The organism is Brucella sp. TWI559 (genome assembly GCF_039674265.1).
In the GTDB taxonomy this organism is placed as follows: Bacteria; Pseudomonadota; Alphaproteobacteria; order Rhizobiales; family Rhizobiaceae; genus Brucella; species Brucella chromiisoli.
On sequence record NZ_JBDJNE010000005.1, the window covers coordinates 101,152 to 114,380 of the forward strand.

Sequence of the window (13,229 nt, forward strand, 5' to 3'; positions counted from 1 at the left end):
TTACCCAGTCAGTCGGGAAAGCCCGGCTGACAAGGCAAAAATACAGGAATTCCTTGTGAAGGCACTTGCCGCAGCCATAATTGTTGTCGTCATACTGGCCTTCGTCAGCCTGTTCATCGGCGTCAGTGATGTATCACTCAGCACACTTTTGGGTGCCAACAGCACTGATCGCGCGGCAGAAGTGCTGCTGATCAGCCGCATACCGCGCACGCTTGCGATCATTCTCGCAGGCATGTCGATGGCTGTTGCGGGCATGATTATGCAGATGCTGACCCGCAATCGTTTCGTGGAACCTTCAACAGCCGGTACGGTTGAATCGGCAAGTCTCGGCATCCTGGTGGTCATTCTTTTCGCCCCCGACACACCGGTTTTCGGTAAAATGCTTGTGGCTTCTGCCACGGCCCTTGCAGGCACAGCGCTTTTTCTGCGTATCCTGCGCAGTATTCCCCTGCGCTCGGTTCTCGTTGTACCGCTTGTCGGCATCATGCTCGGCGGTGTTATCAGTGCGGTGACGACTTTCATCGCCTATCGTTTTGATCTTCTGCAATCGCTTAATTCGTGGACGACGGGCGACTTCTCCGGTGTTCTGCGCGGACGCTACGAATTGCTATGGCTCTCTTTTTTCCTAACCGTCATTGCTTATATCGCCGCTGATCGTTTCACGGTTGCTGGCATGGGTGAGGATTTCACGACCAATCTTGGCCTCAACTATCGCCGTGTCGTAACGCTCGGGCTCGTCATTGTTTCGATGGTCAGTGCCAGTGTGGTCGTGACGGTTGGCATGATCCCGTTTCTGGGTCTGATCGTGCCGAATGTGGTGAGCATGTTCATTGGCGATAACATGCGCCGTGCTGTGCCATGGGTGGCCGTGCTTGGCGCAGGACTTGTCCTCGCCTGCGATATCGTCGGGCGCCTGATCCGCTTTCCTTATGAAATTCCCATAGGCACGATGATGGGCGTCGTTGGCAGTGCAATCTTCCTCTATCTGCTTTTGCGCCGAGGATCACGCCTTGCTTAAACGTTCCGGCTTTATCACCCTGCTTCTCGCATTGCTTGCCCTTGTATCCTGTGTTGCCTTCATGACACTTGGTGCAAAAGGCAGCTGGTCTTTCATCCTCACCTTCCGCGGCACAAAGCTTGCGGCCATGGTGCTGGTTGCCTATTCAATTGCTGTCTCAACCGTGCTGTTTCAAACCGTCACCAACAACCGCATTCTCACACCCTCCATCATGGGATTTGATGCGCTATATATCTTGATCCAGACAATTGCAGTTTTCGCCTTTGGTGCCATTCATGTAAACGGTCTTGGTCCCAATGTGCGCTTCTTCGCCGAAACAGCAATCATGGTGGTTTTTGCAAGCACACTTTATTCGTGGCTGTTTTCCAAGGCTTCACGCAGCCTGCACCTCGTCATGCTGGTCGGAATTGTGTTTGGAGTCTTCTTCCGCAGCCTGTCAAACCTTATGCAGCGCATGATTGACCCCAACGAATTTGCAGTGCTGCAGGACCGTTTCTTTGCAAGTTTCAACAGCGTCAATGCGGATATTCTTCTGCTCGCGGCGATCATCGTGGCCGTCGTCACGCTTTACGGTCTGCGCTTTCTCAATGTGTTCGATATTCTGGCGCTTGGCCGTGATCCGGCAATCAATCTGGGTGTTGATTACAGCCGCGTGGTGCATCGTATTCTGCTGATTGTCACAGTCCTCGTATCGGTATCAACGGCGCTTGTTGGCCCGATAACTTTCTTTGGCCTGCTGGTCGCAAATCTCGCTTATATGATTGCGGGATCATCCAAGCACCGTATCGTAATGCCGATTGCAATATTGCTCGCAATCCTTTGCATCGTCGGCGGTCAAACCATTCTTGAACGCGTGTTCTCGTTCAACACCGCACTGAGCGTCATCATCGAATTTCTGGGTGGACTCGTCTTTATTATCCTTCTCGTCAGGGGGAACGCACGTTGATTGAAATAAATCAGGTCAGCAAATCCTACAGCGATGCCATCGTCGTCGATAATGTAACACTGCAAATACCCGCACGCGGTATTACCTCCATCATCGGACCGAATGGCGCGGGAAAGTCGACTTTGCTCTCCATGGTCAGCCGCTTGCTGCCCATGGATAAAGGCCGAGTTGCGATTGATGGGCTCGATGTTTCCACGACACCCGGCGAAGTTCTTGCGAAACGGCTTTCCATTCTGCGACAGGAAAATGCGATCAATTCACGCCTTACCGTGCGGGATCTCGTGACTTTCGGGCGTTATCCGCATTCAAAAGGACGCCCAACCCGTGAAGATCTCGACCATGTTGAGCAGGCAATCAGCTATCTGGGGCTTGATGAACTTGGAGAGCGTTTTCTGGATGAGCTTTCCGGTGGCCAGCGCCAGCGCGCATTCGTGGCAATGGTTCTTTGCCAGAATACAGATTACGTTCTCTTGGATGAACCACTCAACAATCTCGACATGAAACATTCAGCGTCAATGATGAAATTATTACGGCGTGCAGCGGACGAGCTGGGCAAGACAGTGGTGCTTGTGCTGCATGACATCAATTTCGCATCCTGTTATTCGGACCATATCGTTGCCATGCGCAAGGGCAAGGTCGTGCATCAAGGATCGCAGGAAGAACTCATTCAGCAGGATATTCTGCGCGATATTTATGAGATGGAGATTGCCGTCGAGATGATCGGCGGCAACCGTATTGGCATCTACTATCTTTGATTATGCAACGAGCTTGCTCGGGAAAAGCAGCTGCAAAGCATCATAGGCTGAGAGAACGGTTTCCATCTGTGCTGTATGGCCTTTAACAAAAGCATCGCCATAGATGGTTTCGTCCGGATATTCAGTGATCAGCGTCAGCGGAACCGTGTGACGATCATCGACGCCAACCAGACATGGAAAACCGTTGATGATGCGGAAGCCCGTTTCGCCAGCATGTTGCTCGAAAAGCTTAATCTGCGCATCATTGTAGTCAAGAAGACCATCAATGGCACCAAGATGCCTGGTCACATGATCCATCAGCTGTTCAGCTTCTCTTTCCCATGATGCATGATGACGAACAATCAGGAAAAAGCCCTTTGGCAGCGTCCACATGGCAAAGGAACGTGGAACATAGCCTGACAATGGGCGTGTCCATTCATGCGATGGATAGCCATGCAGATTGACGTGAAGCTTGGCACCTGTAAGTGCCTCTGCCTCTACGCGGATCGCTTTCTCATAAAGCCCATGGCCAGTGCGATATTCGAGATCATCACCCAAAGCCGTGTAGCGCGATGCATGATGCATATGGTGCGGCTGCAAAACGCACAGACGCTTATGAATTTCATATCCGTCCGGATTTTCCTGCGGCGAGATGGTAAAATGTCCGCCATCACGTGCAGCAAGACGATTTGCTGCCCGCAAGGCACCGACAACGCCTGTCGTCTCATTGGCATGCTGACCAGCACTGATCATCATCGGTGTTTCGTGGCCCGATACATAGGTGGCGCGCACGGTGCGCCCGGCGCGGGTCTTTGCTTCAAAAGGCGAACCACCGAGCTTTGCAATTTCACGGCGGATCTGGTCGGCGGATAGCGGCGCCTGCGCCTTTTCCAGAACCTGCTCGGCAGTCAGCGCATCAGTTGTTGCAAGCGGACGTGTTTCCACTTTCACACAAGGGTCTGCATCGCGAAAACGCACCTCCGGCACGATTTGCCCCGGTTGCAAGCCACGATCACCGACCGGGCGGCCGGACTTTTTCTGAAAAACTTCGAGCAATGAGAAATAAATATCCTCGTGCAGAGCTTCCGTCAGGCTCAGCGCTTCCTCATCATAGGGCAGACGGCGATCAGTAATCGGCAGGCTGACAGAAATGTTGAGCTCTTCGAAATAAGGCTCGCCCCTGCCCCAGTCATGGGTCGCAATAGTCGAAATCGTATCGTGAAACAGCTTTTCATAGGCTGTCTCGAAGCGTGCACTTTCAATACGACCGTCATGCTCGACGATCAGCCAGCCAGTTGGTGAAACAAGCGTTTCGCCGATAAAATCTTCATGCACACGATTGGGAGCGAAAACGCGATGAGTTTCGCTGCGGCCACCGGTAAATGTCAGATCGACTTCATAGAAGAAATCATCCTTACCGGATGCGCTGAAACTGATCTTTGCATCTGGAAGGAGTGCTGACAGCGGATATGTTTCCAGCAAAAAGCGGTTCTCGACACAATTGTCATGGCGCGGATAGCGAATTGTTGCAGCCTTAAGGGTTGCCCCATCCACCTCTTCCAGAAAGAAATGCAGAAGCGGCTTATAAGACGAACGCAGGCGCGCCTCAATGCCTGCCTCACGCAATTTCGTTTCCGCAGCAAAGCGGCTTGGCTGATCATCGAACAGCCATCCCTCTAACTTAGCTCCGCGCATTTCCGGCTTTGAAAAGCGTTCGATCAACACATCAATTGAACGCTGGTAGGTCTTTTCAAAAATTACGCTCATCGTGAAGTCCTGCCGGTTGGATCAAGACTATCGCGCAGCCAGTCACCCAGAAGGTTGAGGCCAAGCACCGTGAAAAGGATTGCAAGGCCGGGGAACAGGCTTACCCACCATGCTGTCTGAAGATAGGTGCGGCCATCGGCCAGCATGCCTCCCCAGCTAGGAATGGTTGAATCAATACCAAAACCGAGGAACGTCAGGCTTGATTCAAGCAGAATGTTATTGGCGACATTGAGCGTCATCAAAACGATAACAGGCCCCATAAGGTTTGGCAGCAGATGCTGGAAGATGATGCGCCAGTCTTTAACGCCGATGGAACGCGCTGAGAGGATAAATTCGCGCTCACGCAGCGACAAAACTGAGCCGCGCACCAGTCGCGCATATTGCACACATTGTGAAACAATCAGCAGGATGATTGTGTTGACCAACCCGCCACCGAGAATAGCCATGAAGGTGATTGCGAGCAGGATGAATGGCATTGCCAGCTGCACATCAACAAACCGCATCAGTGCCATGTCCCAAAAGCCGCGATAATAGCCTGCAACCAGCCCCATGATCGTACCGATGATCACCGAACCAATCACAGAGACAAAGCCAACGAACAACGAAATTTTGCCGCCGATAATGACGCGTGCCAGCACGTCACGTCCGAGCGGATCGGTTCCGAAAATATGCGCAGGATTCACAAATGGCGGCGTCAGACGCGCCAGAAGATCCACCTTGTTCGCACCAGCCGGGAACAGATAACCGGAGAAGATAACGGCAAAACAGATGCCGCCTGTCAGCAGAAATCCAACAATGAATTCCATGCTTGCGAAGCGTGAAAGCCGAAGGTTCGAGGTCTTTTTAACCGCTTGTGTAGCCACTGCTCTACTCCGTCCGAATACGCGGATCGACAAGGCCATATGCAATGTCTACCAGAAGATTGACGCCGATAATCATCATCGAAAGAATGGCAATCGTTGCCTGAAGAACCGGATAATCGCGGCCACCAACTGCATCAAAGGCAAGCGTGCCCATGCCCGGCCAATTGAACACTTTTTCAATGACCACGATGCCGCCCAAAAGACCACCAAACTGAAGACCAATGAATGTAATCAGCGGAATGGCGCAATTACGAAGAGCGTGCTTGTAAAGCACTTTGTTTTCACTCAGCCCCTTTGCGCGCGCCACCATAATATATTGCGATTGCAGCGTTTCCAGCATCGAAGTGCGCACCAGACGGACATTGGTTGCCGTCAGAATAATGCCCATGGTCATTGCTGGCATAATGAAACTTGAGATACCGCTCATACCACTTGGTGGTAGCCATTGCAGCGAAATACCAAAAAGCAGAACCAGCATTGTCGCCAGCCAGAAATTGGGGAATGACAGGCCAACCAGTGAGCAAACACGAATAAGCTGGTCTGCCCATTTACCGCGCGAAACAGCTGCCTTGATGCCGAGTGGAATGGAAATCACAAGGGAAACAAACAGCGACGCGAACGCGAGCATCAGCGTTGCCGGCAAGGCTTTTCCAACCAGTACAGAAACCGGCGTACCGCCGAGGAAACTACGACCGAAGTCGAATGTGAGCAGCCCTTTGAGGAATTGCCAGTACTGAACGAGGAACGGTTGGTTCAAACCGAGCCCTTCTCGGATGCGCTCGAGATCAGCCTCTGTGACACTGCCCGCACCTTGCGTCAGCATCAGTGCAGGGTCGCCCGTCAAGCGGATTGCATAGGCGACGAGCATCGTCATTGCGATCAGCACGAACAACGCCTGCAAAATTCGTTTTGTCAGAAATCCGGCCACCAGAGCGCCTCCGAAATAAAGCGGCAAGCCGTTAACCGGCTTGCCGTATACATTTTGACTATTCTACAGTTACGTCTGTGAGGCGCAGACGGTTATCCGGTGCCGGCACAAAGTTCTTGACCCGCTTGTTCACGCCGTAAATCGCCTTGGAGCTATAAAGCGGCATTTCATATGCCTTATCAGCCGCATATTTGGCGATTTCCTGCAACATCTTTTCACGCTCACCGCGGTCGAGAACAGAGCGTTGCGCTTCGAGCATCTTGTCGAGCCGCTCGTCCTTTTCGTACGGGTTCCACTTCTCACCCGAATGATACATCGCGTAAGCCGTGTTATCGTAATCAAACGTCCAGCCGCCCCATTTCTGCTGGAACATAGCGCCGGTCTTGCCCTGTGGAATGACGTCATTCAGCAGCACATTCACGTCATATGGCTTGATGGTTGCATTGATACCAACCATTTGCAGGAAGCTTGCAACAGCCTGTGTCACTTCATTGAAGGTCGCATCATTACCACGAACGTCAATCTGCACCGTTGCGCCGGGCTGGACACCTGCTTCTTCAAGAAGCTTCTTGGCCTGTTCAGGGTCGTATGGCAGTGGCTTGAGTTCAGGATCGTAACCAAAAGACAATGCGCCCTGGAAGCTGGCAATTGGCTCTGCCTGACCAGCAAGGATAGACTGGATGATTGCATCGCGATCAACAGCCATAATCAAGGCTTTACGAACGCGCTCATCCTTTGTGATACCATCGCGCGTGTTAAAGCGCAGAGCATCGACAGTTGGACCAGCGGTTGTAACCAGTTCCAGATTTTCATCGCCTTCAATCGTCGGGATCATGCCGATTGGGATCGTTGGCGGAATAACGAGATCAACGCGACCGGCCTGAAGTTCCGCAACGGCAGTCGAAGGCTCTGTAATAAAGCGGTATTCGAGTTCCGATAGCTTCGGCGCTCCACCCCAATGGTCGGCAAAAGCCTCAAGTTTAATGTTTACCTTAGGCTCATAGGATACAAACTTGAACGGACCAGTACCAACTGGGTGCGTGTTGAAATAGTCCTCACCCTTTTCGGCGATATATTTCGGCGGCACGATCATTGCGCCATAGCCAGCAAGCTTGGTGATCAGCACCGGGTCAGGCGCTTTGAGATGAAAATCGACGGTCTTGTCGTCAATGACTTCTACCTTTTCAATCGCCATATAATTGGAACGCTGCGGACCTTTTGCGCCTTCGTCACCAAGCAGGCGATCGAAAGTGAACTTCACCGCTTCTGCGTTGAAGGGCTCGCCATCGTGAAACGTCACACCTTCACGCAGGTTGAAGCGGATCCGCTTGCCATCGTCCAGTTCTTCCCAAGAGGCCGCAAGGCCTGGTACGATTTTGAGATCAGGGCCACGATAGACCAGACCGTCAAAAATATTGGTTGCAACCGAAGCCCAGTTGACGAGAAACGTATCGATCGGATCCCAGCTACCCGGATCTTGCGGCGACGAAACAGTGAGCTTGCCTGCGGCGAAAGCCGGAGCCGATGCGATCACGGCAGCCGACAGAGCGGAAGCCAGAAGAGCGGCTTTCAGTGCTTTCTTTATCATTATTTTCCCCTTTGGGTTTGTTGGAGCATTTCCAGCAAAAGCGTGAAGCGGTTTTGCGTTGGATAATGCGATGGAAAAAGTTGCAGGAGTTCAGGCGCTTTCGGCAACGAAATGGCCTGGTGAAATCTCGCGGTGATTATAGATCGTCGGCTTTTCGTCGATCCGGCGCGTTGTGCTCGGAATTTCACCTTCAAGGGCTGCGCGCTCCGTACGCGCCGATGGATCGGCAACGGGAACAGCTGAAAGCAAACGCTGCGTATAAGGATGCGACGGCGTTTCAAAAACCTGCCGGCGTGAGCCAAGCTCCATGATCTGCCCAAGATAAAGCACAGCGACGCGATGGCTCATCTTTTCAACAACTGCCATGTCATGACTGATGAACAGATAGGCCAGTCCCTGTTCCTTTTGCAGATCCATAAACAGATTGATCACCTGCGCCTGAATGGAAACATCAAGCGCAGAAAGTGCTTCATCGGCAATGATCAGCTTCGGCTTTGAAGCAAGGGCACGCGCAATACAGATACGCTGACGCTGACCGCCTGAAAACTCATGCGGATAACGCGAAGCATGTTCCGGGCCGAGGCCGACGCGTTCCAGCAACTCTGCCACCCGCGCATTGATCGCTTTGTTGTTATCAAGAAGACCATGGGTGCGGATCGGTTCTGCGATGGAGAAGCCGACAGTCTTGCGCGGATCAAGCGAAGCGAACGGATCCTGAAAAATATATTGAACTTCTCGGCGCATCGCATAGCGCTCTTGCGCGCTCATCTGCGAATAGGCTTTGCCATTAAAACGAATATCGCCGGAGAGCGGTGATTGAAGCTGCTGGATCGTCCGGCCTATAGTCGATTTGCCCGAGCCGGATTCCCCAACAAGTGCCAGTGTTTCACCCGGATAAATGTCAAAAGCAACTTTTGAAACGGCATTGCAGACATGGGTGACTTTGCCGAACAGGTTTTTCTTGATCGGAAAGCGAACATAAAGATCATCAACAGCAAGAAGCGGCTTGTCGCTATAACGTGCGGTATCCTGAATGCGCTCTTCGCCTGACAGCACGGGCACACCATCGCGCATCATCATCACAGGCATACGCTTCGGAAACGTCTCGCCCGTCATACTGCCAAGTTTCGGAACAGCCGACAAAAGAGTCTGCGTGTAAGGGTGTTGAGGGGCTTCAAAGATACGGCCGACCGGGCCTTCTTCAACCTTCTTGCCCTTCCACATGACGACAACATCATCCGCCATTTCAGCCACCACACCCATATCATGCGTGATGAAAATGACAGCCATTTCGAGCTCTTTTTGCAAATCTTTAATAATATGAAGGATTTGGGCCTGAATGGTCACATCAAGTGCAGTGGTCGGTTCGTCAGCGATAAGCAACTTTGGGCGGCACGCAAGGGCCATCGCGATCATCACGCGCTGGCGCATACCACCGGAAAGCTGATGTGGGTAACGCTTGAGAAGTCCTTCTGCATCCGGCAGGCGCACCATTTCCAGCAGACGCTTGCCTTCAGCCAGAGCAGCACTCTTTGACATACCTTCATGCAGCATCAGCACTTCTGAAATCTGGTTGCCGATGGTGAAGACCGGATTGAGCGAAGTCATCGGCTCCTGAAAGATCATCGCAATGTCTTTGCCGCGAATGCCGCGCATTGCTTTCTGATCGGCTTTCAGCAGATCGCGTTCACCTTCGGGACCATTAAACAAAATGCGCCCGTTGGGAAACTTTGCGCCGCTCATATCGGCAAGGCGCATGATCGAGAGTGAGGTGATCGACTTACCCGAGCCAGATTCTCCGACAACCGCCAGAGTACGCCCCGGCGACACCGAAAAACTCAGATCATCAACAACACGACTAGCTCCGAATTCAACACTCAGACCCTCAACCGACAGAAGAGGCTTGGACACAGTTCCGATCAAAATCGTTACTCTCTTATAGTGTTATCGCAGACCGCGTGGCCTGATTAAATGCACCTGACATGAAGCGCAGGAGAGCCGCCACTTCCGACAGCGTTTCTTCCGAAGGCCGGGCATTGGCTGTTGATTCAATCAACAAACGCTCTCGTATCTCCCGATAACGTGCGCAGGCCTCAGCCCCCTTTTCTGTAATTTTGACCGTCTTTTCCTTGGCTGCCTTGCCAGTGGTCAACAAGCCAGCTTTTTCGAGTTTACGGATCGCGTAAGTGGCAATGTGCGTGTCTTCGATATCAAGCACGAGACAAATATCAGCAAGCTTCTTCTCGCGGCCACGATGACGGATCGAATGCAGAATCAGAACTTCAATCGGCGACAATCCGGGCATACCGGCAGCAGCCATGCAACGAACCATCCAACGCGAGAAAGCATGCGACGCAAGAATAAGCCCGTATTCAACTTCCGACATGCCGGGCGACCCGCCTTCGGCAAGGTGAGCAGAGGATACGATAGGACCGAGAGAAGCAACGGAACGCAGATGCTTTGGCAGAGAAACTTCATCGAAGCTCTGCTCATGCCCACTTGTCAGCGTTTCCGGCACAAACTCCATATCCCGATTGTTCCCCATTTGAATGCCCCCAATTTGTTTGGATTTTATGTCACCATCTTATCGACATTTTGTCAATAAAGTGGAGCTATAAAATCTGTAATGATGGACTTGTCGACAATTTCAGATAAGGTGGCGCTGAATATCACTAAGAGAATACTGCGCTTTTCGCCCCAATACGCCTCTTGAAAGCCCGGTTCGCACGATAATTTAGAACCAGAAATCGCAAATTCCGATTATACGGATTGATATTGCGAAAAAAGATATAAAAATAGAAATAATTTCTCTATCATGCCTTATGGCTGCGATTTTCAACGCTACATTAGAATGGAATTCCTGTATTTTACATTTCATCAAATAATTTTACAGGTGGCCTCAAAATGAAGTTTGCAAAAATCCTCGCAACGGTCGGCGTTCTCCAGGCAGCCCTCCTCTCGACTGCACTTGCAGGCGAAAATCTAGACGCAATCAAAGCAGACGGTGTGCTCAAGATCGGCACAGAAGGCACCTATGCGCCATTCACCTATCACGATAAAGACAACAAGCTCGTTGGCTTTGACGTGGAAATCGGTGAAGCCGTCGCTCAGAAGCTCGGCGTTAAACCGGAATTCGTTGAAGGCAAATGGGATGGCCTGATTGCTGGCCTCGATTCCAAGCGGTATGACGCCGTTATCAATCAGGTTGGCATCACAGAAGAGCGCCAGAAGAAGTTCAACTTCTCCAATCCTTATATCGTTTCCAAAGTCGTTCTGATCGTCAATGACAAGAATGACACGATCAAAGACTTCGCCGACCTGAAAGGCAAAAAGTCAGCACAGTCGCTGACCAGCAATTATGGCAAGATCGCGAAGGAAGCAGGCGCGGAGCTCGTCGCGACCGACGGTTTTGACCAGTCGATCCAGCTTGTCTTGACGGGTCGCGCTGACGCTACGCTGAATGACAGCCTGTCATATCTGGATTTCAAAAAGCAGCAGCCAAACGCGCCAGTGAAAGTTGTTGCTGAAAAGAAAAATGCAGATGCTTCAGGAATTATCGTGCGCAAGGGCGACGATGATCTGGTTGCAGCACTCAACAAGGCACTCGACGAAATCAAGGCTGACGGCACTTACGAAAAAATTTCGCAGAAATATTTCGGTCAGGACGTTTCCAAGTAAGCTTTAGAGAATCGTCGCAAAGAAGCCGGAACGTGTTTCCGGCTTCCTTTCGTTGTGCATATATAGAATCTGTTTCGTCACATCTATTCCCTGAGTTTAATATTTAAGGATCGAACACGTGCCCGACTGGCTTCAACTCATGGCGGATTCACTGCCCACCCTGCTCTGGGCTGGGCTCAAGTTCACGATCCCTCTGACAATTCTGTCGTTTATTTTCGGACTGTCGCTCGGATTGCTGACCGCGCTGGTACGTCTGTTTGCACCAGTCTGGGTATCGTTTGTTGCGCGTTTCTACGTATGGATATTTCGCGGAACGCCTTTGTTGGTACAGCTATTCGTGATTTTTTACGGCTTACCAAGCGCGGGCATCTATCTTGATGCCTTTCCCGCAGCGGTGATCGGGTTTTCGCTCAATGTCGGTGCCTATAGTTCCGAAGTTATCCGTGCGGTTATCTCTTCAGTACCCAAAGGTCAGTGGGAAGCCGCCTATTCCATCGGCATGAGCTGGCGTCAGGCGCTGACCCGCACCATTCTGCCGCAAGCAACTCGCACAGCTGTGCCGCCCTTGTCGAACACCTTTATTTCGCTGGTAAAAGACACCTCGCTCGCCGCAGCCATCACGGTGCCTGAGCTTTTCCAGTCAGCACAGCGCATCGTCGCAACAACCTATGAACCGCTCATCCTCTATATAGAAGCCGCGCTCATCTATCTGGCATTGAGCACCATCCTGTCCAACCTTCAGGCAAGACTGGAAAAACGCTTCAGGCGCTATGGTGGAACGATGGAGACAAACGCATGATCGAGCTGAAAAACATCGTAAAAAGCTTCGATAATGTTGTAATCCTCAACGACATTAACGTGAAGATTGCCGAAGGCACGGTAACGGCTCTCGTTGGCCCGTCGGGCGGTGGCAAGAGCACCTTGCTGCGCTGTATCAACCTGCTGGAAATCCCAAATTCCGGCACACTTATCATCGGCGGGCAGAGCATCACGCTTGACCCGGATCGCAAGCCGAGCTGGCAGGCAATCCAGTCCATCCGCCGCCAGACGGGTATGGTATTCCAGAATTTCCAGCTTTTCCCGCACCAGACAGCAATCCAGAACGTCATGGAAGGGCTCGTCACAGTTCTCAAATGGCCAAAGGAAAAGGCCAGAGAACGGGCAATGGAACTGCTGACAAAAGTTGGCATGGCGCACAAAGCCGATGCGTGGCCAGCAACGCTCTCGGGTGGCCAGCAGCAGCGTGTTGCCATTGCGCGTGCACTTGCGCCTTCTCCGCGTGTTCTTCTGTGTGACGAACCAACGTCGGCTCTCGATCCAGAGCTCGCATCCGAAGTGGTGGATGTCCTGAGCAAGCTGGCCAAGGAAGGCACCACAATGGTTGTGGCAACCCATGATCTGCGTCTTGCCTCAAAGATTGCGCAAAATGTCGTGTTTCTGGAAGCGGGTTCGATTGTGGAAACTGGAAGTGCGCACGATATTTTCGTCAATCCGGCACGTGAACGCACAAAACAATTTGTGGCGACGATCAACGCAGCGCACAGTTACGACATCTAAACAGGCTCAAGCATCGCCCCAAAATCGAGGATCATTTTTTGGGCGATGCTTCGATTCAATAAGGGAGCGCATTTTTATGCGTCCCAATGGGCGCAACGGATTAGAAGGGCTTCCGTTCCGCAAGGCCCTTTGTCCTATAAGTAATTTTAA

At 51.8% G+C, this 13,229-nt stretch carries 12 protein-coding genes; 6 read left to right on the plus strand and 6 right to left on the minus strand.

The genetic code is table 11. The features are described from left to right. Positions 1-55: 55 nt before the first annotated feature. Genes ABE530_RS08915 through ABE530_RS08925 form a run of 3 tightly spaced genes read left to right on the plus strand, consistent with a single transcriptional unit; the run spans position 56 to position 2,719 of the window. Positions 56-1,018, plus strand: a complete 963-nt coding sequence (locus ABE530_RS08915) for an ABC transporter permease (RefSeq protein ID WP_499694296.1) — start codon at positions 56-58, stop codon at positions 1,016-1,018. Next, positions 1,011-1,964: an iron chelate uptake ABC transporter family permease subunit gene (locus ABE530_RS08920; RefSeq protein WP_499694297.1), complete on the plus strand. Its 954-nt coding sequence runs from the start codon at positions 1,011-1,013 to the stop codon at positions 1,962-1,964. Before ABE530_RS08915 ends, ABE530_RS08920 begins: the two co-directional genes overlap by 8 nt. Beyond that, positions 1,961-2,719, plus strand: a complete 759-nt coding sequence (locus tag ABE530_RS08925) for an iron ABC transporter ATP-binding protein (RefSeq protein WP_499694298.1) — start codon at positions 1,961-1,963, stop codon at positions 2,717-2,719. Before ABE530_RS08920 ends, ABE530_RS08925 begins: the two co-directional genes overlap by 4 nt. On the opposite strand, the gene ABE530_RS08930 is transcribed toward ABE530_RS08925, so the two are convergent. The 6 genes from ABE530_RS08930 to ABE530_RS08955 form a co-directional block, all read right to left on the minus strand. Beyond that, complete coding sequence (locus ABE530_RS08930; RefSeq protein WP_499694299.1) at positions 2,720-4,465, minus strand: peptidase M14; 1,746 nt, start codon at positions 4,463-4,465, stop codon at positions 2,720-2,722. Continuing rightward, positions 4,462-5,271, minus strand: coding sequence for an ABC transporter permease (locus tag ABE530_RS08935; protein WP_499694359.1), 810 nt, complete (start codon positions 5,269-5,271; stop codon positions 4,462-4,464). Before ABE530_RS08935 ends, ABE530_RS08930 begins: the two co-directional genes overlap by 4 nt. Before the next feature lie 61 nt (positions 5,272-5,332). After that, positions 5,333-6,256, minus strand: coding sequence for an ABC transporter permease (locus ABE530_RS08940; RefSeq protein WP_499694300.1), 924 nt, complete (start codon positions 6,254-6,256; stop codon positions 5,333-5,335). Between the two features lie 58 nt (positions 6,257-6,314). Further along, a complete protein-coding gene (locus tag ABE530_RS08945) occupies positions 6,315-7,844 on the minus strand; it encodes an ABC transporter substrate-binding protein (RefSeq protein ID WP_499694301.1) in 1,530 nt (509 codons plus the stop codon). Positions 7,845-7,934: 90 nt separating this feature from the next. Further along, on the minus strand, positions 7,935-9,755 hold the full coding sequence (locus tag ABE530_RS08950) for an ABC transporter ATP-binding protein (protein WP_499694302.1): 1,821 nt from the start codon (positions 9,753-9,755) through the stop codon (positions 7,935-7,937). Between the two features lie 25 nt (positions 9,756-9,780). Next, positions 9,781-10,389: a winged helix DNA-binding protein gene (locus ABE530_RS08955; protein ID WP_499694303.1), complete on the minus strand. Its 609-nt coding sequence runs from the start codon at positions 10,387-10,389 to the stop codon at positions 9,781-9,783. Between the two features lie 359 nt (positions 10,390-10,748). Between ABE530_RS08955 and ABE530_RS08960 the strand changes: the two genes are divergently transcribed. From ABE530_RS08960 to ABE530_RS08970, 3 genes are all read left to right on the plus strand, one after another. Next, positions 10,749-11,522: an amino acid ABC transporter substrate-binding protein gene (locus ABE530_RS08960; RefSeq protein WP_265984046.1), complete on the plus strand. Its 774-nt coding sequence runs from the start codon at positions 10,749-10,751 to the stop codon at positions 11,520-11,522. A 118-nt stretch (positions 11,523-11,640) separates the two neighbouring features. Further along, positions 11,641-12,321, plus strand: a complete 681-nt coding sequence (locus tag ABE530_RS08965; RefSeq protein WP_265984045.1) for an amino acid ABC transporter permease — start codon at positions 11,641-11,643, stop codon at positions 12,319-12,321. Further along, positions 12,318-13,079: an amino acid ABC transporter ATP-binding protein gene (locus ABE530_RS08970; protein WP_499694304.1), complete on the plus strand. Its 762-nt coding sequence runs from the start codon at positions 12,318-12,320 to the stop codon at positions 13,077-13,079. The genes ABE530_RS08965 and ABE530_RS08970 overlap by 4 nt, the downstream gene beginning before the upstream one ends. Positions 13,080-13,229: the final 150 nt, after the last annotated feature.

What these genes read in the sequence shown, in the direction of transcription:
- ABE530_RS08960 (WP_265984046.1), top strand. Translation starts at nt 10,749, where the DNA reads ATGAAGTTTGCAAAAATCCTCGCAACGGTCGGCGTTCTCCAGGCAGCC.
- ABE530_RS08930 (WP_499694299.1), bottom strand. Translation starts at nt 4,465, where the DNA reads ATGAGCGTAATTTTTGAAAAGACCTACCAGCGTTCAATTGATGTGTTG.
- ABE530_RS08935 (WP_499694359.1), bottom strand. Translation starts at nt 5,271, where the DNA reads ATGGAATTCATTGTTGGATTTCTGCTGACAGGCGGCATCTGTTTTGCC.
- ABE530_RS08970 (WP_499694304.1), top strand. Translation starts at nt 12,318, where the DNA reads ATGATCGAGCTGAAAAACATCGTAAAAAGCTTCGATAATGTTGTAATC.
- ABE530_RS08955 (WP_499694303.1), bottom strand. Translation starts at nt 10,389, where the DNA reads ATGGGGAACAATCGGGATATGGAGTTTGTGCCGGAAACGCTGACAAGT.
- ABE530_RS08945 (WP_499694301.1), bottom strand. Translation starts at nt 7,844, where the DNA reads ATGATAAAGAAAGCACTGAAAGCCGCTCTTCTGGCTTCCGCTCTGTCG.